At 64.8% G+C, this 20,792-nt stretch carries 16 protein-coding genes; 2 read left to right on the top strand and 14 right to left on the bottom strand.

The window, feature by feature from the left end:
- Positions 1–69 precede the first annotated feature (69 nt).
- Positions 70–975: a LysR family transcriptional regulator gene (locus NH8B_RS10610; RefSeq protein WP_041702928.1), complete on the top strand. Its 906-nt coding sequence runs from the start codon at positions 70–72 to the stop codon at positions 973–975.
- A 69-nt stretch (positions 976–1,044) separates the two neighbouring features.
- Here NH8B_RS10610 and NH8B_RS10605 read toward each other — a convergent pair whose 3' ends face one another.
- The 5 genes from NH8B_RS10605 to peaA form a co-directional block, all read right to left on the bottom strand.
- Positions 1,045–2,700 (bottom strand): acyl-CoA synthetase, encoded by a 1,656-nt coding sequence (locus NH8B_RS10605; RefSeq protein WP_014087286.1) that lies wholly within the window; start codon positions 2,698–2,700, stop codon positions 1,045–1,047.
- Positions 2,701–2,963: 263 nt separating this feature from the next.
- Complete coding sequence (gene peaD, locus NH8B_RS10600) at positions 2,964–4,085, bottom strand: quinohemoprotein amine dehydrogenase subunit beta (RefSeq protein WP_014087285.1); 1,122 nt, start codon at positions 4,083–4,085, stop codon at positions 2,964–2,966.
- Between the two features lie 29 nt (positions 4,086–4,114).
- On the bottom strand, positions 4,115–4,438 hold the full coding sequence (gene qhpC, locus NH8B_RS10595; RefSeq protein WP_014087284.1) for a quinohemoprotein amine dehydrogenase subunit gamma: 324 nt from the start codon (positions 4,436–4,438) through the stop codon (positions 4,115–4,117).
- A gap of 1 nt (position 4,439) precedes the next feature.
- Complete coding sequence (gene peaB / locus NH8B_RS10590; RefSeq protein ID WP_014087283.1) at positions 4,440–5,870, bottom strand: quinohemoprotein amine dehydrogenase maturation protein; 1,431 nt, start codon at positions 5,868–5,870, stop codon at positions 4,440–4,442.
- Between the two features lie 72 nt (positions 5,871–5,942).
- A complete protein-coding gene (peaA, locus tag NH8B_RS10585; protein WP_014087282.1) occupies positions 5,943–7,526 on the bottom strand; it encodes a quinohemoprotein amine dehydrogenase subunit alpha in 1,584 nt (527 codons plus the stop codon).
- A 419-nt stretch (positions 7,527–7,945) separates the two neighbouring features.
- On the opposite strand from peaA, the gene NH8B_RS10580 reads away from it, so the two are divergent.
- Positions 7,946–9,439 (top strand): aldehyde dehydrogenase family protein, encoded by a 1,494-nt coding sequence (locus NH8B_RS10580; protein WP_014087281.1) that lies wholly within the window; start codon positions 7,946–7,948, stop codon positions 9,437–9,439.
- Between the two features lie 37 nt (positions 9,440–9,476).
- Here NH8B_RS10580 and NH8B_RS10575 read toward each other — a convergent pair whose 3' ends face one another.
- The 9 genes from NH8B_RS10575 to NH8B_RS10535 form a co-directional block, all read right to left on the bottom strand.
- Positions 9,477–10,787: a flavin-dependent monooxygenase QhpG gene (locus tag NH8B_RS10575; RefSeq protein WP_014087280.1), complete on the bottom strand. Its 1,311-nt coding sequence runs from the start codon at positions 10,785–10,787 to the stop codon at positions 9,477–9,479.
- The gene (locus tag NH8B_RS10570; protein ID WP_014087279.1) at positions 10,784–11,464 is read right to left on the bottom strand and encodes a subtilisin-like serine protease QhpE; all 681 of its coding nucleotides are present in this window, start codon (positions 11,462–11,464) and stop codon (positions 10,784–10,786) included. Before NH8B_RS10570 ends, NH8B_RS10575 begins: the two co-directional genes overlap by 4 nt.
- On the bottom strand, positions 11,454–13,187 hold the full coding sequence (locus tag NH8B_RS10565; RefSeq protein WP_014087278.1) for an ABC transporter ATP-binding protein: 1,734 nt from the start codon (positions 13,185–13,187) through the stop codon (positions 11,454–11,456). The genes NH8B_RS10570 and NH8B_RS10565 overlap by 11 nt, the downstream gene beginning before the upstream one ends.
- A gap of 64 nt (positions 13,188–13,251) precedes the next feature.
- Positions 13,252–15,162, bottom strand: coding sequence for a sigma-54-dependent Fis family transcriptional regulator (locus NH8B_RS10560; RefSeq protein WP_014087277.1), 1,911 nt, complete (start codon positions 15,160–15,162; stop codon positions 13,252–13,254).
- 184 nt (positions 15,163–15,346) lie between these two features.
- Positions 15,347–16,777 (bottom strand): efflux transporter outer membrane subunit, encoded by a 1,431-nt coding sequence (locus tag NH8B_RS10555; protein ID WP_014087276.1) that lies wholly within the window; start codon positions 16,775–16,777, stop codon positions 15,347–15,349.
- Entirely contained in the window at positions 16,774–17,685 is a 912-nt protein-coding gene (locus NH8B_RS10550; protein WP_041702927.1) for an efflux RND transporter periplasmic adaptor subunit, read from the bottom strand. Before NH8B_RS10550 ends, NH8B_RS10555 begins: the two co-directional genes overlap by 4 nt.
- Entirely contained in the window at positions 17,682–17,891 is a 210-nt protein-coding gene (locus tag NH8B_RS10545; RefSeq protein ID WP_008952596.1) for a DUF1656 domain-containing protein, read from the bottom strand. The genes NH8B_RS10550 and NH8B_RS10545 overlap by 4 nt, the downstream gene beginning before the upstream one ends.
- Positions 17,888–19,948: an FUSC family protein gene (locus NH8B_RS10540; protein ID WP_014087274.1), complete on the bottom strand. Its 2,061-nt coding sequence runs from the start codon at positions 19,946–19,948 to the stop codon at positions 17,888–17,890. Before NH8B_RS10540 ends, NH8B_RS10545 begins: the two co-directional genes overlap by 4 nt.
- A 210-nt stretch (positions 19,949–20,158) precedes the next feature.
- Positions 20,159–20,632 carry a VCBS domain-containing protein gene (locus NH8B_RS10535; protein ID WP_014087273.1) on the bottom strand — a complete coding sequence of 158 codons (474 nt, stop codon included), beginning with the start codon at positions 20,630–20,632 and terminating at the stop codon, positions 20,159–20,161.
- Positions 20,633–20,792: the final 160 nt, after the last annotated feature.

Below are 20,792 nucleotides of genomic sequence, written 5' to 3'. Positions count from 1 at the left end.
CCGAAAAAATAAGGAAGATCAGATCTTCAAATCGGAATTTACGATGTGATTCTCGGGGGGAGAAAAGCGGTGAACCAGCTCCAGGACGTCGACCTGAAACTGCTCAGGGTCTTCATGACAATCGTCAAGTGCGGCGGTTTTTCGGCCGCGCAGGCGGCCTTGAACAGCAGCCAGTCGACTATCAGCGAACAGATGAACAGCCTCGAAACCCGCCTTGGGGTCACGCTGTGCGAACGTGGCCGCGGCGGCTTTCGCCTGACGGAGCACGGCGTCGCCACCTACGAGGCCGCGCAGCGGCTGCTGTTGGCGGTGGAGTCGTTCTGCATGGACACCAATGCGCTGCAGCAGCGCATCTCTGGGCGGCTCTACCTGGGCATCATCGACAACACCATCTCCGACGCTGAGTCGCCCTTGCCCAAGACCTTGCGGCAGTTCGTGTCGCGCGGTCACGACGTGCAGCTCGACGTCTACATCGGCACTCCGGCCGAGCTGGAGGAGCGTGTGCTCGACGGGCGCCTGCACATCGCCATCGGGCATTTTCCGCTGCGGGTTCCCGGCCTCTCCTACACGCCGCTCTACGATGAGCCCGATGGCCTGTACTGCGGCCGTTACAGTCCGCTCTACGAGCAGCCGCCCAGCGAGGACGAGCTGTTCCGGCGCATCGGGGAGAGTCACATCGTGGCGCGCGGCTATCTGCAGCAGCGTGACCTGCAACTGCTCCGGGTCAGCAAGGCCACCGCCACCGTCGACAACGTCGAGGCCCAGGCCATCCTGATCCTGTCCGGCGCCTACGTCGGGTTTCTGCCGGTCCACTACGCTGCCCGCTGGGTCGAGAGCGGCGCGATGCGCCAGATCGACCCCGCCCGCTTCAGCTCCCAGTGGCCCTTTACCGCCATCACGCGGCGCGGCGCCTCGCAGCCGGCGGTGCTGCGGGTGTTCATCGACGAACTGACGGCCGTCGTCGGCAAGAGCTAGGCCGAACGGGGGAAGCCGCAATGTCTCCCCGCTCCTCCCGTCCCGCCCTGCGCTGACGGTGCCGTCGGCTCAGCTCACGCGGGTGCTTTGCGGCGACTTGTCGGCGTTGCCCTTGGCCACTTCCTGATTGCGCAGGATGAAACGCTGCAGCTTGCCGCTGGGCGTTTTCGGCAGTTCGGCGACGAACTCGATTTCCCGCGGGTAGACGTGGGTGGCCAGCCGTTGCCGAACGTGCAGTTGCAATTCGGTGGCAAGCTCGGGCGTGGCCGCGCAGGTGCCGCCCAGCACCACAAACGCCTTGATCAGCTCGGTGCGCTCGGCATCGGGCTTGCCGATCACCGCCGCTTCGATCACGGCCGGGTGCTCGATCAGGGCGCTTTCCACGTCGAAAGGCCCGACGCGGTAGCCTGAGGTGGTGATGACGTCGTCGGCCCGGCCGACGAAACTGATGCTGCCATCCGGGTTGGCCTCGACGGTGTCACCGCTCAGGTAGTAGTCGCCGACGAAGGCCGATGTTGGCATGTCCCGATAACCGCCAAACCAGCACAGCGGCGACTGCGCGCGATCGATCGCCAGGATGCCGGGCTGGCCCGCCGGCAGCTCGCGCTGCTCCTGGTCCAGCACCACCACGCGGTAGCCAGGCATGGCGAACCCTGCCGATCCCGGGTGCACCGGATGGCTCAAGGCATGGTGGTTGCCCACTACCATGCCGAGTTCGGTCTGGCCGTAGTGGTCGTGAATCGGTACGCCCAGGGTCTCGTCAAACCAGCGGATCACCTCCGGGTTGAGCGGCTCCCCGGCGCTGCTCACCACCCGCAAGATGCCGCGCAATGGCCGGGCCGCGGCCTCTCCGCCGGCAATCAGCAGACGGTAAGCCGTCGGCGATCCCGCCAGGTTGGTGATGCCCCGTTTGCGGATAATGCGGCAAGTGCTCTCGACCGAGAAAGGGCCGTCGTAAAACGTGGTCGGCAAGCCCATGGCCAGCGGGCCAGTCACGGCGTAGTAAAGCCCGTAAGCCCAGCCCGGGTCGGCCAAGTTCCAGAAGCGGTCCTGCCCCGTCAGCCCGATGGCGTCACGCATGTAGGTCACGAAAGCCACGATGGCCTTGAGCGGCACCTCGATCGGCTTGGCCAGACCGGTGGTGCCGGAGGTGAACATCAGCAGAAAGGGGTCGTCGCCACGTCGCAGCACCGGTTCAAACTCCGGCAATTGATTGAGCAATGCATTCCAGAAGTCGTTATCGCCTTGCTCACCTGCGCCGACCGTCAACACCAGGAGACCGCCCTCCAGCGTATCGAGCTTGGTGCGGTTGGCGCCATTGGTCACCACCACGCGGGCGCCGGAGGTGCCGACGCGGTGCTCGATGGCTTTCGGGCCGAAGGCGGTAAACAGCGGCTGGTAGACGGCGCCCAGCCGCCAGGTCCCGAGGACGGTGATCAGCAGTTCCACCGTGCGCGGCAACAGGCCGGCGACGGTATCGCCGGGCCGCACGCCCTGTGCCTGTAGCCAGTTGGCAAAGCGGGCCGAGTATTCCTTGAGCTGGGAAAAGGTATAACTGGCGCTGCTGCCGTCGCTGCTTTCGTAGTACAGGGCGATGCGCCCGGTCCCAGCATAACGGTCACAACACTCGATGCAGGCGTTGATGGCCTCGAGATTACCCGTCAACACCTGTCGAACGGTTTCCTGATAGTCAAACTGACTGACTGCAGCAGAGTAGTCCTGCATGATCCGTGTCCTTGCAAAAAGCGTGCCCTACGCTCACGTCGAGAATGTGATCGCAGCTTGGGCAACGACGATGGCGGGGAGATAGGTCGAGCCGGACGGCTCGACCCAAGGTGGCGGCTGATCAGCCGGGAATCATGCGGAAGAATGGCGGGCTGGATAGAACATTGCGATCTCCTCTTTTTTATCCGGGCCCGTGGCGGACCTCCCGATCTCTTTCCGGGGCGAGAGGGATGGCGCGCCACCCTGCTCTCGCCTTGTGGAGATTAACGGGTAAATATCTGCGCCGTGGTGATCGCCATATCGCCGCCCGGCAGTTTAACGTTGCCGATTTTCTTCAGCGAATCCGCATCGAAAATGGCGACATCGTTGAAGGTCCCGGATAAATAAAGCTTGTTGCCGGCCTTGTTGATCGTCAAGCAATAATAGGAATGATCGAGCGAGGCGCTTTGCAGCAGTTTCTTTTCCTTGATGTCATATTTCGTCAGGCGATTGAGCACGCCGTACATCAGGTTGGAGTCCTTGGGCGAGCGCGCCCCGGTGAAATACACCTCGGTAATCGGGGCGAAATCCACCAGCTCGGATTTGCCATTGGCAAGATTGATGTCGATAAAGCCGTAAACATTATCAGCCGTCTCCGGATTCATTTTCTCGTCCTTGAATCGCGCCGCCGTGTACAGCAGATTGAACGTATGCTGAGGGCGTTGCTGCGGCCAGACGTACAGCACATCCGGCGGGCTATACAGCGGACGGATCCAGTTGCGCAGCGGGATGTTCACTTCGGTCTTGCCACTGTGCGGGTCCATCTTGTAGACGTCGGCCCCCACCACGAACAGCGAGCCGTCGTCGGCCGCCTGCAGCATGGTGGTCTGGCGCGGCGCCGGGAAGCTGCGCTCCGGCTTGGCGTTCAGGCCAGCCGAGGTGGAATACACCTGCAGGCGTGGCGTCTCCACCACGTAGTTGTCGCGATTCATCCGGGTCGGGTTGACGATGCTGTAGAGTTCCTTGCCATCCGGGCTCAGGCCGATGGAAAAGATCGCCCGGGCGCGCTCCGTCGGCTGCTGTGACAGGGTGGCGTGGAACACCACGTTGCAGCTGTCAAGTTCCACCCCGTAGATATCGCCGTAGTGATTATTCAGCACGTAGGCGCGGGTTTTGTCGGGACTGATCTGGATGGTTCCCGGACCAAAGGCATCCGGCAGGCGGCAGCTTTTATACAGGCGGTCGTTTTCCGCATCGATGATGTGCAGGTTGTTCGGGTAATTGGTGACGGCGAGATATTCGTGGCCTTTTTGCAGCGCCAAGTCGCTGGCGGCCAGGGTTGGCTGCACATAGGTGCCGAACGCCATGGCCAAGCCGGCCAGCTTGAAAATCGTTTTAACGGACATAGCAAATCCCTCTTGTTCAACGTGGCCGGTTACTTGTCTTTGGGGAATACGGTGCCCAGATGACGCCAATCTTCGCTGGAATTGTTTGCCGCCTTGTTCCAGTCGGGATAGGTGCTCATCATGTCCGGCACTTGTGCCGGCCACCAGCAGGGATCGGAGCAGCCGTACAGGTCTGACTCCATCGGCTGGCACAGCGACGACACCCCGCCAAACACGTCGACTTCCCAGCCCGGGTCGGTGGTGGCGGTACAGCCGGCGATCGAACTCATCGCCACCACCTCTTCCAGGCGGTCTTCCGCCGCGGCCTGTTCCAGTTGCTGTGCCTTGTGATTGATCGGCTTCAAATGTTTCATCTCAGTGTGCCTTCCGCGGTGTGATGTAGCTGCTGATGAAGGCCGGATTGCCGGCCATGATGCGGCTGTAGATTTCGATGCCGAAATCCACCCAGTCGCGCATCAGTTCGCAGTAGTGGTAGGTCGGATGGGTCGGGTCGCCGTAGCGGGCGTAGCTCTCGTGGTAGCAACCGCCGGAACACAGGTTGCGGATGCGGCAGCTCTCGCAGCCGGTGTTGCTGCGGTCCAGTCGCTGCGACAGAAAGTCGTTGAGGCGCGGCTGGTCCACCCCGGTATGTACGTTGCCGAAGGTGGGCAGGGTCGAGCCGGTGAAGCGGTGGCACAGGTTCAATTCGCCCTTGTGATCCACTGCCAGCATCTTGAGCCCGGCGCCGCACGGCAAAGCCTTCTTGTGCCCCTCATGAATGTCGGTAATCAGCTGGTGCAGATTGGAAAAGCCGATATTGCGGTGCTCGAGTGCGGCCTCCAGGTAGCGCCGACCGAGCGCTTTCATGTTGGCGAATACTTCGGCCAACTCGTCGGGATTCAGGTTGAAGGTGTTGATGGTGCCGGACGTCACCGGCGCGAAACCCACCTCGGCGAAGCCCAGCTCGTTGAACAGGTGGTCCCAGATGCCCTCGACGTCGGTCACGCCGCTGGTGAGGGTCACGCGCGCGCCGACCGGCCGACTGGTGTAGCGCGATAGCAGCATTTCCGCCTTGCGCCGTACCACGTCGTAGGTACCGGTGCCGCCCACGGTGAGGCGGTTGCGATCATGAATTTTCTTCGGCCCGTCGATGCTGACCGACAGACCGAAGCGGTGCGCGTTGAGGTAGTCGACGATCTCTTCGGTGAGCAAGGTGGCGTTGGTGGTCATGACGAACTCCACCTGCTTGCCCAACTCGGCGAAGCGGGTTTCACAGTAATCCACCATGGTCTCGATCAGCTTGCGGTTGCTCAGCGGCTCGCCGCCGAAAAACACCACGGTATAGCGCGGCTCGTCCGGCGATTCCTGCAGCAGCATTTCCACCGAGGCCTTGGCGGTTTCCACGTCCATGCGGCGGCCCGCCGACGGCGTGTCGAGATCTTCCTTGTAGCAGTAGGAACAACTCAGGTTGCAGCCGGTATTGACGTTCAACACCACCGTGTTCAAGGCGGTGCGCTCGACCCGCTGCAGGGCGATCTCCGGCGTCAGCGGCGAGCCGTCGCTCACCACCTCGAGTGCCAGCAATTCCCGCAGCGTCTCGCTCACCTCCTCGCTGGCAAAGCGACCGGACAGGCGCTGCAGCAGCTCTTCGGTGGTACAACTACTAACGCGCAAGGCATCGACGATGCTGGCGGTCAGCTGGTCCGCGGCGAACAGCGAGCTGCTCGGGATGTGGAACAGCAGCCGCTCGGCATCGACCTGCACTTCATGCACGTTGCGTTCGACCAGGTTCAATAGGGTGCCCATGGCATCCTCCTCAATCCAATCCGAATGTATCGATTCCGAAGCCAGCCCCATGCTGGCTTGGCCTGGCATGGCTCAAGGGATGGGCGGGTTGTTCCAACGCTGCACCCCGACGATCATGTGGCCTTCGCCCTTCAGGGCGCGCCCGCTGTCGTCCACGGTGGCGATCACCTTGAGGTTGCCGGCGTTGTTGGTCGACATCTTGCGAGCCGGGTTGGGGCCGGCGTCGCCCGGGGTGAAGATGCCGCTGTCGGCTTGCATCTTGCCGGCGTATTTCACGTCCTGATCTTCCTCGGCGCGCTCGTCGAACGGGGCCACCGACCACTTGGCCGGCATCACGCCGACCCGGAAGGGCTTGCCGGACGCGTCCTGACTCCAGGCCTCGGCGTCGAAGCGCCCTTCCACCTTCGGCGTCGACCCGCCGTTGCCGCCGATACGGGATACCGAGAAGGCCGGCAGCACCTTGACTTCCTTGACCTGCTGGTAGACCGCCAGGCTGCCGCCCTTCAGCCTGCCGAGGCCGATGCTGCGCACGCCCACGGCAGCATCGGCGCTGGCCTTGACCTTGACGCGCACCTGCTCGGGGGTCTGCGACAGCACGGAGACGACCTGGATGCCGGGGCCGAAATCGGCCTTGCCCTGAAGGCCGGCGCCGACCAGGGTGAGCTCCGTCTCGCTGCCGGCTTTGACGAAATCGGGCTGGACCGCGAGCAGCTTGCCATTGCCGCCTTTGGCGGCATGGAAGTCGAGGCCGCGCTCGTCATGGGCCTCTTCGAACATGCGTCCCTGCATCTCGCCGTCCTTGGCCATCAGCACCTGGCGCATGGCGACGCCGGCGACCTTGACGCTGGCACGCCACTCGTAGCCGTTGTAAAGCAGCGCAGAGCCGTTGCCGTTGAAGGACTGGCCGTCGGCATAGCGGCCTTGCACCGCCACCTTGAAGGTGTCCTTGCCGGCCGGGCTGACCGTCATGACGCCGAGTACGTCACCCTTGCCGGGCATATGGCCGCTGAAGCTCCAGCGCCCCGCCAGGGCCGCCGGCTGCGGCTTGTGCCGTTGCCAGTCGGACCAGGCCTTGCTGTCCAGCGGGTACTCCTTGGCCAAGAGCGGTACCATTTCCTTGAGCGCGACCTGCAGCCAGTCACGGTCGCGTGCCTGCGCCTGGTACTCGAGCGACGGCCATTGGCCCAGGTGGAAATGGACCAGATGCTCCCATTCCTTCGCCGGGCGACGCTGCAGGGCCGGACGCGCGGCGGAGTGGCAGCGCGCGCACATCTGGTTGTACTGCTCGGAGCCGATATGTTCGACCGTGTTGAGGCTGCGTTCCAGCGCGTAGCGGGCGGTTTCCGTCTCGCTCGGTGCCAGCCCCTGCTTGTCGGCCAGGTACTTGACCACGGTTCGGCGGTCTTCATCGCTGATGACCAGGCCGTGCATGGTTTGCATGCGGGCGATGGTCATCAGCCAGCCTTCTGGGGTCTTGCGCTGATGACTGATACGGCTCCAGGAATTCTTTCCTTCGGCGGCATGGCAGGCGGCACAGCTCTGGCCGATGATGGTCTGGGCGTCGCGAGCATGAACCGGGGCGGCGCAAAGCGCCAACGGTGCGGCGACACCCAGGATGTGCCAAGGCTTATAACGTCGGAACAAGTGGGTTAACAAGGTCGGACTCCTTTGTAGTATTTGATTTTGTAATCGCACACGCCATTCGATGAACGAATACGTCATGCCTGAAATGCGATTTAGCACATTCCGTGCCAAACATTAAATGCCCGGTCGACTCCCGTTTCTCTGCAGTTAAAATCGGCTTTTGGATTCGATAAGGCGGGCGTAGTGTCTTGTTTTGCGATCGACACTGTTTCAAATTGAGATTTGTTGCTGCGCAACATTTGTTTCCCGCTTCTGGAACGTTTTCATTTTATGTCTCGACCTTTCTCAAATCGAGACACTCTTGCTATTCATTGCACTTGATTGACAGGCTCAACTCCAATAAAAACTGCGGCTCAGCTTATTTAAATCGCTCTGGTATGGAAACTGCTTTGAGGCCCTCACCCGTCACGCCACAATTGAGGATGCCAACAATGCAAGCTTCACTATCGTTACTGCCGCAAACCGTTTCGTTTCTTGCGCGCAAGCCCAAGATGCTGATTGGCGATCGCTGGCTGGATGCCGCCAGCGGCGCCACCATGCCGGTACGAAACCCGGCCAACGGAGAGGTGCTGTGTGATGTGCCCATGGCGGCCGAGCCTGACGTCGATCTGGCCGTCAGCGCCGCGCGCCGTGCCTTCGACGATTCGGCCTGGAGCCGGATGCGTCCGCGCGAGCGCCAGAACCTGCTGTGGCGCCTTGCCGACTTGCTCGAACGCGATGCCGACATGCTGGCGGAGCTGGAATGCGTGAATAATGGCAAGAGCGCGCAAGTGGCCCGCATCATGGACGTCCAGCTGAGCATCGATTTTCTGCGCTATATGGCAGGCTGGGCGACCAAGATCGAAGGCTCGACGGTCGACGTCTCGATTCCGCTGATGCCGGACAGCCATTTCCACAGCTTTATACGGCGCGAGGCGGTCGGCGTGGTCGGCGCCATCGTGGCGTGGAACTTCCCCTTGCTGCTGGCCTGCTGGAAGCTGGGTCCCGCACTGGCCACCGGCTGCAGCGTGGTGCTCAAGCCGGCTGACGAAACGCCGCTGTCCGCACTCAAGCTGGGTGAGCTGGTACTGGAAGCGGGCTACCCGGCGGGTGTGTTCAATGTCGTCACCGGTACCGGTGTGACCGCCGGTGCGGCGCTGTCGCACCACCCGGAGGTGGACAAGCTCACCTTCACCGGCTCGACCGAGGTCGGCAAGCTGATCGGCAAGGCGGCTATGGAGTCGATGACGCGCGTCACGCTGGAACTGGGCGGCAAGTCGCCGACCATCGTGCTGGACGACGCCGATCCGCATGTAGCGGCAGCCGGCGCGGCCACGGCGATCTTCTTCAACCACGGCCAGGTGTGCTGCGCTGGTTCGCGCCTCTACGTGCACCGCAAGCATTTCGACAATGTGGTCGGGGAAATTGCCTCCATCGCCAACGGCATGAAGCTCGGCAATGGACTGGACCCGAGCGTACAGATGGGACCGTTGATCTCGGCCAAGCAGCAGCAGCGCGTGTTCGGCTACATCGAGCGCGGCCGCGAGCTGGGTGCCCATATCGCCTGCGGGGGCGAGCAGTTCGGTCCGGGTTATTTCGTCAAACCGACGGTGCTGGTGGACGTGGCGCAGAAAGGCCCGCTGGTGCAGGAGGAAATCTTCGGCCCGGTGCTGGTGGCGATGCCGTTCGATGATATCGACGAGGTCGTCCGCCTCGCCAACGACAGCCGCTATGGCCTGGGGGCCAGCATCTGGACCAACAACCTGTCGGCGGCGCACCGCATGATTCCGCGCATCAAATCGGGTTCGGTCTGGGTGAACTGCCACAGCGCGCTCGACCCGGCCATGCCGTTTGGCGGTTACAAGCTGTCCGGAGTTGGGCGTGAGATGGGGGCCGCCGCCATCGAGCACTACACCGAGGTGAAGTCGGTGGTGATGAATATCTAAGTGAGTCGATACTGGCGCCCGAGGGCGCCAGTTTTTTTCAGGCTGGCCTGTAGCCCTGCGCCAGCAGCCAGCCGCGCAGCATGTGGCGCTGCTCCGGCGCCAGGGTATTTAATACGTCGGTGCCGGGGCCCTGCTGCAGCGCCTGCACGATCGGCGCCAACTCCACCCCTTGCAGATGCCAGATGCCGAGCGGCTGGTCGGGGCTGACCACCACGTCGGCTTCATCGATCACGTCACCGTTGATCACCGGCGCCTTTTCTACCCGCAATTGCTCGAAGCCTGACGCCACATGGATTGGCTGCTGGTCGGGCCAGGCACAGCGTGCCTGCCAGAACGGCCGCTCGGCCCAGCGCTGTTCCATGGCGTAGAAGTCGCGGCCGATCCTGGCGAAGCGGTGGAATAGATGCTCGATGCGGCGTTGATGGAAGCGTTGTGCCAGTTGGGTGCGATCCGGCCGGGTCAGCAGGGTATGAATCACCGCCGGCGCTTGCAAGGCGGAAGACAGCGACTGGAAGATGCCGTTGCCGGAGAGTGGGTCTACCGCCATGGCGGCATCGCCGACCCGCAGCCAGTTGCCCCCGGAGGTTTCCAGACACAGGGTCGCCGTGCTGGTACGGGCATGTACGGCGGCCTCCTGCTGTGCATGCGCCCCGAAAAAGTCCATGACCAGCGCTGAGGTACGCCGGGCGGCGCAGAATCCGGCCAGCTGGTCTTTCTCCGGTAGCGCAGTGCTGGCCACGTCGAGCGTCAGCTGCCAGTAGCAGCGACCGTCCGCCAGCCTCGCCATCCAGACCCAGCCATCCTCCATGCTTTCCACCGCTGAGCCATGCGGCCCGGGGGCGCCTTGCCAAGTGTTGAGCAAACCCAGGGTTTCGGGGCCGCGCAGCCCTTTGCCGGACAGCGGTGCCAGCCGGCCACGCGCTTCCACCAGAAAATCGGCGGCGATTACGCTGGCCCCGTCGGGGCCGTCCAATTGAACATGATGGCCTTGTGCGTCGGAAACCAGCGTACGCACTTTGGCCTCGATCACCGCGATGCCCGCTGCCTGCAGGTCTAGCCTCAGGGCATGGTCGAACGCGCGGCGGTCGAGCAGGAATTCGGTGTTGAGGGTTTGCCGGGTGCCGTTCCAGTACACCTCGCGCGCCGACGGTGCCGCCGCGCTGTCGGCCGCCCGTCGCAGGCCGGCATGGTGCAGGCCGTCCAGCACACGTTGCGATATCCCCTCCACCGCATCGAAGCGGCGCCAGTCGCTGACCACGCTGACGCGATAACCGAGCCGGTTGAGCCCGAGGGCGACAGCGGCACCGGCTGGACCGGCGCCAAGTACCAGAATATGTGCTGAAGTCATGATGGATGCCTGCGTTGTTCAATGCCGATGAAGCTGGCCTCGCGCTGCAAATGGTCAAGCAGTTGTGGGCGCGTGGCATCGGGATGAAGCAAGAAATAGGCCGCGATCAGCCCGCTCATCGCCGCCGTGGCGATGCTGGCCCCGGCCATCTCCCCCTCGCCGTTCGCCACCACGGTGCCGAAGTCGGCCTGGGGACTGGCGAGCCAGGACCATTGCCCGGCACGGCAGCGGGCATCGCCGGTGATGCGCAACACGCCCGGGTAGCTCGCCGGGTAGACCGGTTCGCCCTGGGCCGGGCTTGAGGCACACAGCACGATGCCGGCCGCGAGTGCCTGCTCGCAGGCGGCACGCAGCAGGGGGCGGTCCTGTCGGATGCCCAGGCTGAGGTTGATCACCTTGACCTCTTGCTCGATCAGCCAATGCAGGGCGGCCGCGATCTGCAGCGGGGTGGTGGTCCAGCGCGCGTGGAAGACCTGGGCCACGCAGAACTGCGCCGCCGGGGCCTGCCGTGCCGCCATGTCGAGCACGGCGCCGCCGTGCCCCAGCCGGTCGGGCTGGGCTTCCCCGTGCCGCAGGTTTTCTTGCTCGAGCCAAAAACCGCGCGCCGCCCGCACCCGGCTCGCCTGTTCGTGGCGGCAGCCGCTGTCGACGATGCCGATGTGCAGTTCAGTGGCCATCGCTCACGCACGCTTCCTGGCGTAGCAACAATTGCCCGTCGATCAGCTCGAAGCGCAGGTCGGCTTGCGCCAGCGTCGACGCGCGGTGGCTGATCAGGATGCGGGTGCGCTGGCTGAACAGCTCGTCGATCTCGGCGATGACTTCGCGCTCGGTGGCCTCGTCCACCGCCGAGGTGGCTTCGTCGAGCACCAGGATCAACGGGTCCTGCAGCAAGGCGCGGGCAATGGCGATGCGCTGCTTCTGGCCGCCGGAGAGCTGCTGCCCGCGTTCGCCGACGTGGCTGTCGAGACCGTTCGGCATGGACTGGATCAGGCCGTCGAGACGAGCCTGCCGTGCCACGGTTTCGATCTGTTCGCGGCTGGCGTGCGGTGCGCTGTAGCGGATGTTGTCGGCCAGGCTGCCGCGAAACAGCACGATGTCCTGGCTCACGACGGCGATGCGCCGACGCAGGGTAAACAGGTCCAGTTCGCGCAGATCGACCCCTTCGAAGCGGATGCTCCCTTGCTGGGGGTCGTAGAAGCGTTGGAGCAGGTCGATCAGGGTCGATTTTCCGACCCCGGATGCGCCGCTGATGGCCACCTTGCGTCCTGCCGGTATCTGCGCCGATACGCCACGCAGCACTCCCTGCTGGCGCTCGCCATGGGCGAACCAGACGTTATCCAGTACCAGTTCGCCGCCGCTGCTCGACGGCTCTCGCGGATGTTCTGGCTGATGGATGCTGACCGGCTCGTTCTGCAGTTCCATGACCCGGCCCAGGCTTACGGTCATGCGTTGCAGGGCGACGTAGAGCCCCAGCAGGCTTTGCACCGGCCCGACCGCCATGCCGAGATAGGTGGAAAAGGCGATCAGCGAGCCCAGTTGCCAGCTGCCGTTGACGACCCAGTAGCCGCCGATGAGGAAGGCGCAGGCACGCGACAGCGAGGTCAGCGTGCCGGGGACGGCCTGGGTGAAGAATTCGGTCACCTGTAGTTTGAGCAGGCGCTGCATATAGCCCTCGCCGAGGTGGTCGAGGCGATGCAGTTCGGCGGTTTGCTGTCCGGCGGACTGAATGAACTTCATCGCGGGTAGCGTTTCGACCAGAAAGGACGACATGTCGGCCGAGCTTTCGCGCAGCTGGCGCGCATCGCGCTCCACTTTTTGGCGCATCCAGCGCAGCCACAGCACTTCGAGCGGGATCAGCACCACCACCAGCAGCGACAGTTTCCACGACAGCGCCAGCAGCAAGGCGATGGCACCGATCAGGCCGATCACGCTGGAGACGGCGGAAAACAGCGAGTCCAACGCAAAGCGCTGAATTTCGGCCACGTCGCCATCGAGTCTGGAAAGCAGGTCGCCGATGCGCCGCCGACCGTAGAAGGCTGGGGAGAGTTGCTGCAGATGACCGTACAGGGCGCCGCGCAGGGAAAACAGGATGCGCCCGGACAGACGGGTGTGCAGGTAGCGGTTGACGCCGCTGAGCAGGGTGCTGGCAATGCCCACCACGATCATGGCGAGCGCGATGGTGAGCAGCAGCGGGTAGTCTTTACCGAGCAGTCCCCTGTCGATCAGCATCTTGGTGAGCCAGGGCTGGGCGAGCACCAGTAACGAGGCCCCCAGCGACAGCCCGAGCAGTCCGCCGATGGCTAGACGATGCGGACGCACAAAGCCGTACAGCCAGTCCATCGACTGTTCGAACAGGGCCGGGTTGTTTGTTTTGGCGAGCTTGAGGAAAAACCTGAACATAGGGGTTCCGCGCGGCGGCTGCCGGGTCAAGATGTGCTCTGCGTGGCAGGGAACACGGAGGACGTTACCACTGCAGCTGCTTCAGCTTGCGGTAGAGGGTGGCACGGCTGATGCCCAGCGCGTGGGCCGCAGCCGAAACGTTGCCCTGATGGCTGTCGAGGGTGCTGCGGATCAGCTCCAGTTCCTGGTCGCGGATCAGCCCGCCGGAAGGCCGCGTGCTGGCGTGCAACTCCTCGAGGAAATGGTCGCTCAGGTGTTCGGGGGTCAACTCGGTTTCGTCGTCTTCGCGCATCGCCAGTGCCGCGCGCAGCACCATTTCCAGCTGGCGGATATTGCCCGGCCAGGGGTAATGGCCAAAAAGCTCGGCCAGTTCGTGGCTGACCGTGACGTGCCCTGCCCCCAGCTTGCCGAGCAGGGTGTCGATCAGTTGGCCGAGATCCTCGCGCTCGCGCAGCGACGGCAAGCCGACGCTCACCCCGTTGATGCGGTAGTAGAGGTCTTCGCGAAACATCTTGTCGCGCACCATGGCCTTGAGGTCGCGGTGGGTGGCACAGATTACCGCGACGTCGATGTTCTGCTCTTCGCCGGCCCCCAGCGGCGCCACCTTGCGCTCTTGCAGCACGCGCAACAGGCGCGCCTGCAGGTGGAGCGGCATGTCGCCGATTTCGTCGAGGAACAGCGTGCCGCCGTTGGCCTGCATCAGGCGCCCGACCACGCCGCCCTTGCGTGCGCCGGTAAAGGCGCCGTCGCGGTAGCCGAACAGCTCCGATTCGATCAGTCCTTCGGGAATGGAGGCGCAATTCACCGCGATGAACGGTTTGCCGGCGCGAGCGCTGGCTTCGTGCAGGGCGCGGGCGACGACCTCCTTGCCGGTGCCGGTCTCGCCGAGCAACAGCACGGGGAGATCGTTGTTCAAACCTTGACGCGCCATTCTCAGGGCTCGCCCGAAACGGCTCTGGCCATCCGCCAACTCGTCCAGGGTGCAGGGTCTGGGCTGTGGTTTGGCTGTCGTGGTCGGCGTCGACACGATGGTCGGCGTGCGCGGCAGTTGCAAGGCCTTGAAGTAGAACTCGCCATGTGCCAGCGGGACTTTGGCGGTGCCGTCATGCACGATGCGCGAGATCAGCGTGTTGCCGCGCACGCCCAGCGCCTCTTCGCAACGCTGGCCGACCATCTTGTCGCGCGGCAGCCGCAGCAGGTCGCAGGCTTGCTGGTTGGCGGCCAGGATGTCGCCTTCCACGCTCACCGCCAGCACGCCGTGCCAGGCCGAACCGAGATATTGCTGGCGCGGATGGAATACCAGCACCAGATGCTCCGGGAAGAAGGCGCCGAACAGGCGGCTTTCGATCTGGCTGGCGGCGATCATCAGCATGCCGAGGCTGTCCAGCGGCTGGGCCAGGGTGCCCTCGCGCGTCAGGTCGAGCACGCCGATGGCGTCGCCGTGCGGGTTCTTGATCGGCACCGAGGAACAGGAGAAACGGCTCAGGCATTCGAGGTAATGCTCGCCGCTATTGATGAGGATCGGCCGGCTCTCGATCAGCGCCGTACCGAGGGCATTGGTGCCGCGCAGCGATTCGCTCCAACATGCCCCGGGGGTGATGTCCTGAATGCCGAGGGTACGGAGGTAATCGGTGCGCCCTTCCACCGCGAGCATGTTGGCGTTGGCATCGCCCAGAATCACCAAGCCTTCGTTACCGTAACGTTCGGCCAGAAATTCCATTTCCGGGGTGGCGGCGTCGAGCAGCATGCGGTTGGCCGCCAGCAGCATGTCCAGATCGTTGACGACCTGCAGGCTGACCAGTTTGCTGTCGATGCAATCCAGTCCGTGGCTGAAGCTGCGGCGCCAGGAGGCTTCGATTTCCTGGCGCAACAGGCCCTGGGGAAGTTGTCCCTCCACACGCAGCTTCTCCCTGAGCAGGTGGGCGGCCTGCAAGGGATCCGGAGTGGCTGGTGTCAAAGGAAAGAAGTGGCTCATAGACCTCCCGGCAAAGACTTGGCGCCGCCGCTGTCAGACAGCGCTCGGCCCAAGCTGGAAGTCAGTAACTTGTCACATTATCGACCAAAAATCCACACATTAGCAGGCGTGGTCCGGCGTGGCGCAGGGTTGGCCGAAGCCTGCCCCCTGCCCTGGCGCGCCGGCCTTCCGGGGAGCCTTGCCTTTACTTCGTCGCCTCGCTCTCCCAGCCGCCGCCCAGTGCCAGGAACAGGTTGACCTGGTCGACGGCAAGCTGGCTCTCCGCGCTGGCCAGTGAGGCTTCGGTGTTGGCGAGGGTGCGCTCGGCGTCGAGGCTCGACAGGTAGGGCACGCGCCCGGCCTGGTAGAGGCGGCGGTTCTGCTCGGCGGCTTCGCGGGCTTCGTCGCGTGCCGTCTGCAGGTCGGCCTGGCGCTGCAGGTTGCGCGAGTAGAAGCTCAGCGCGGTTTCGGTCTCGCGCAGGGCGTTGAGCACGACGCCATCGAAGCGCGCCAGCGCGGCTTCGGCGTCGGTCTTGGCGATCTTGACCCGGGCGCGGGCGCCGCTGTCGGGTATCGTCCAGCTGATCAGCGGGCCGAGGCCGAAGCGTTCGGTGCGCCCTTCCCCGAGGTGTTCGAGGATGCCGCTATACCCTGCCGAGGCGCCGATGATGATGCTGGGGTAGAGCGCGGCGGTGGCCACCCCGATGCGGGCGGTGGAGGCGGCGAGCTGGCGCTCGGCCTCGCGCACGTCGGGGCGGCGCTTGAGCAGCGCGGCGCCGTCGCCGACCGGGATGCGTTGCTCGATGCGCGGCTCGGTCTGGCAGTCGATCCGGGCGTCCTGCAGCTGTTGCGGGGTTTTGCCGACCATCACCGCCAGCCGGTAGCGAGCGGCGTCTTTTTCGGCCTGAAAGCGCGGCAGCGTGGCGCGCAGCGTATCGGCCTGGGAGCGAGCGCGCAGCACGTCGGTGATGCGGCCACGCCCGGCGTCGGCGAGGCGGCGGGCGACGTCGACGCTGCGGTTCTGCAGATCCAGCACATGCTGCGCGACCGCCAGTTCGTGCCCCGCCGAGCACATCTGCACATAGGAACGCACGGTTTCCGCCGCCACCGAGACGCGCACCAGGTCGAGCGCCGCTTCGCTGGCCTCGGCGCTGGCGTGGGCGGACTCTTCGGCGCGCGCCAGCTTGCCGAACAGGTCGATCTGGTAGGCGATCTGAATGCCTGCGTCGCCCTCGTTCAACACCGGCAGCTTTTCCTCGACCAGGAAGGCTTCGCCAGCCTCCCGTGCGCGCTTGGCGGCCAGCGTCACGCCGGCGTGCGGGCCGCGCTCGGCGTCGACCTCGGTCACCACCGCCATCGCCCGGCGCAGGTTGGCCGAAGCGATGCGGATGCTGGTATTGGCTTCGAGCGCCTCGCTCACCAGCTGGTCCAGCGCCGGGTCGCGGTAGAGCCGCCACCAGCCGGCGGGGACCGGGTCGAGCGACACCCCGGCGCCGTTGCCGCCGATGAAGGCGCCGTTGGCCGAGGGCGCGCGCACCATGGCGTTATCCGGCACGCGATAATCCGGGCCGACCGTGGTGCAGGCCGTCAGCCCGCCCAGCAGGGCGAGCGACACGAGAACGGAGAGGCGTTTCACGAGTGGGCCTCCCCCTGTTTCGCGGCGGGTGTGGCCAGCGCCGTGACCGTCTGCACCGACACCGTGGCGGTGCGCCCGGCGATCAGGCGGAAGTCGCCGGGCACCTCGTCCAGCGCGATGCGCACCGGCACCCGCTGCGCCAGGCGCACCCAGTTGAAGGTGGGGTTCACGTTGGGCAGCAAGGTGGCGCCATTGCTGCGGTCGCGGTCCTCGATGCCGGCGGCGATGCTTTGCACGTGGCCGCGCAGGGTGTGCGCATCGCCCATGATCTGAATGTCGACCGGCTGGCCGATGTGCACGTTGTTGAGCTTGGTTTCCTCGAAGTAGCCGTCGACGTGAAAGGAACGGGCATCGACGATGGAGAGCACCGGGCGTCCGGTGGTGACGTAATCGCCCAGGCGTGGCGTGCGATCGTTAAGGTAGCCGTCCACCGGGCTTTTCACCTCGGTGCGTTCCAGGTTGATGCGAGCGACGTCGAGCGCGGCTTCGGCGGCGGCCAGGGTGGCTTCGCCCTGCTGCACCTTGGCCTCGCTTTCCTCCAGGTTTTCCTTGGCCACCAGATCGGCCAGGGCGCGGCTGCGGACGGTCTCGCGACGGGCCTGCGCCAGCGTGGCACGCTGCGCCGCCACCGCGGCCATGGCCTGCTTCAGCGCCAGCTCGTAGCGGGCGCGGTCGATCACGAACAGCACCTGGCCGCGCTTCACCAGCTGGTTGTCGCGCACCGATACGGTGGTGATCAGCCCGGAGACGTCCGGGGCGATCTGGACCACGTCGGCACGGATATGGCCATCCCGGGTCCACGGCGCATTGCTGTAGTAATCCCACAGGTGCCAGCCGACCACGGCGGCGATGACGACGACAGTCAGGGTCAGGATCACCGACCCTGCGTTTCGAATGTTTTTTTTCATGGATGCAATCCGCGAGTCAAGGCAACCGTGCCGCCGAGCACGATCACGTAAAGGGCAAAATTGAACAGTGAGCGGTGCCAGACGAGCTTGTAGACGCCCAGCCGCATCAGGACAAAGCGCAGGCAGCCGGTGACGGCCAGGGCGCCGAGCATCAGCACCAGCAGGCTGGGGATGAACACGCCGTAGAGATCGATTTCGCCAATCATGGGGTTTCTCCTGCGGAGGGGCCCGTGGCGGGGACTCCGGTCAGCGCGACAAAGCGGGCGGCATCGGGAAACAGCGTGATGCGCAATTCCACCAGGGCGTTCTGGGCTTCCCGCGCCGCCCTGCCCAGCTCCGCCTTGGTGAGGCTCAAGGCCCGGTCGATTTCCTCGCGCAGCGAAGCGGGAGGCTGACGCTGGCCATGGTGGCCGACGCATTCCCGGTAGTGCCCGGCGACGGACTGGAGCACGCGGTCGATCGCCACGTGCGCTGTCTCTGGCAGGCGGTGTTCATCCCGCTGCAGGTCCAGGGTGCTGAACCCTACCCGCAACTCGCCGAAGCCGGCATCGCCGTGGTCATCGTCGCTGGCGGCCAGGCGCGGCACCAGCAGGCCCAGGCGGTCCAGCATGTGCGACGTGAGGTTGGCGTAATCGCCGCGGTGGCTGCCTGCAGCGGTCTCGGCCAGGTCTTTCCAGCTGGCGCGCAGCAGGCGGCGCATCGCCAGCTCGGCTCCAAACGGCCGCGTCAGCAGGGTCCAGCACAAGGCGAACAGCACCCCGCACACCCCGGCCACGCTGCTGTTGAAGAAGGCGGTGAAGTCCGCGTCGTAGGCACCTTGCAGGCCGAGGAACGAAGCGGTGTTGACCGTCAGCAGCATGGCGGCCATGGTGAAGCGCGGGTGCGATGCCAGGGTGCCGATGGCGAGGAACGGGATGGCCAGCATCAGCGCCAGGGTTTCGAACTCGTGCGCGGCCGGGATGATCAGGAACAGCAGCACGGCGGTGAGCGGGATGCTGACCGCGGCCCAGGTGAAGAAGGTGCGGATCAGCGGTGCCGGCTCGTCCTGTGCGGCGAAGAAGCAGCTCGAGACGGCGCCCAGGATCACCGCGCTGGCGCCGTCGTTCCAGCCCATGCCGATCCACAGCAGGCAGGAGAGGAAGATTGCCAGCGAGGCCGATGCCGCCGCGAACAGGATCATGCCATGGTCGTAATGGCGCGCCTTGCCGCCGAGTTCCCAGCGCCGGTACGCCGGTTTCCACGCGGTATCGGCCTCGCCCCGGGCGATCATGTCGCGCAGGTCGAGGCAGTCCTGCCACAGCCGGATCAGCGATTGCAGGCGCGTGACGGCGTGCGCGATCAAGAGATCGTTCCATTCCGCGTCCGGGCCGCTACGGCGCGCATCGGCAAGCTGGCGCTGAAAACGTGCCGCCTCGTCGCGGCCCCTGGCCCCAGGCGACGAGAGTATCCAGCGGGCGATGGCTTCCATCAGGCCGGTCAACGGGGCGGGAACGCCCTGCTCCAGCTTGCGCGCGGCGTCGAGCGTCGCCGTGAGCGAGGACAGGATGGGCAGCAGCATGCTCATGCGGCTTTGCAGTTCGCGCGTGGTGTGCACCATGTCCGCGTTGGCGGCATCGTAGGCCAGGTGGGTGATGTACTGGTCCAGGGACAGGATGTCGGCGGCCAGGCGGTGGCGGGTCGCCGGGTGGCTGCTGGCGAAGGCCGGCGACAGGGCTTCCGCCGCCCAGGCGCCGGCGTCCTTGAACCAGGCGCCGATGCGGGCTTCGAGCACCGGCGCCACCTTGCTGGGAAAGACGATGGAGGCAACCACGCTGGCACACACGATGCCGAGCACGATTTCCTCGCTGCGGGCCAGGGCAATGTCGAACACCGCCTCGGGCTGGGACACGGCGGGCAGCGCGATCATCGGCAAGGTGTACGCCGAGAGCATGAAGAGGTAGTTGCGCGGTGTGCGGTCGCGCAGCGACAGGCACAGCAGCGTGCCGGTCCAGAGCGAAATGACCAGGCTCAGCATGATCGGCTCGTTGACGAAGCGGGGCACGAAGAGAATGGCAGCGGCACCGCCGATCAGGGTGCCGATGACCCGGTAAAGCCCTTTCGAGCGGGTGGCGCCAATCAGCGGATGCGACACGATGTACACCGTGGACATCGCCCAGTAAGGGCGTGGCAGCCCAAGGGCCATGCCGATGTACAGGGCCAGTATCGCGGCGAGAAAGGTCTTGGCCGAAAACAGCCAATCGCGCCAGCTGGGGAGAGTCATCATGTGGTGTCGTTGTTAGCCGCCCCATCCGACGCAGGCGATGGGTTGTGGGAGGAAAAAATGACGCATACCCCTCAGCACGCATGGGGTTTTAAACCTGCGGGGGCTCCCGGCCATGCCTGGGTCTTGGCTTTGGTTATAGCAAAGCGGCCGGGCCGGAAGTCTAAAAAGCCCCGGGGTTCCGGGGCTCGGGCGGACAGGGTGGCGTGGCGATCAGTTGGTGCTGCGCGGGTTGAGCACGTACAGTTTTACGGCGGACTGGCCGACCTTGAGTGCGCGCGGCACGGCTTTGAAGTTGTCGAAGCGCCAGGCGAAGTTGGCTTCCTTGTGCGCGCCGACCTGACCGATGGTGACCGGGGCCGCTCCTTCGCCTTCGATCACCACGTTCACCGGTTGGGCGCTGGTGTTGGCGACGTGAAAGGCCATGCTGTCGTCGCGCGGCACGCCGACCGAGCCAGGCTGCACGCTGCCGTCTTGTGCCACCGTCAGGCGCAGATGGGTGTCGGCATCGATCACCGCGGTGCGGGTGCCGAAGGACGCTTGCGGTGCCGTGGCGGCGGTCTTGACGGTGGCGCCACCCAGGTTGTCGACGTAATAGTTGTCGTTGCCGGCGTAAGCCGAACCGGCAAATGCGAGGGCGATCAAGGTGGTACAGGGCAAGGCGGCGGCGAAGCTGATTTTTTTCATGCTGCAAATCTCCATGTTGGGCGGTGTCCGCGGGGCCGAAACGACCTCGGTTACCGGAAAAGCGGCGCCGCGTTGTCGTGCGGGGCGTCATGGAGGTATTTCAACAGTTGCTTCGTTGGGAATAAACCGGCGAAAATGAAATGGGTAATTAACTAAAAAG

This window comes from Pseudogulbenkiania sp. NH8B (assembly GCF_000283535.1).
GTDB classification, from domain to species: domain Bacteria; phylum Pseudomonadota; class Gammaproteobacteria; order Burkholderiales; family Chromobacteriaceae; genus Pseudogulbenkiania; species Pseudogulbenkiania ferrooxidans.
The sequence above is the reverse complement of the archived record's forward strand: the minus strand, read 5'-3'. Positions and strand labels throughout refer to the sequence as shown.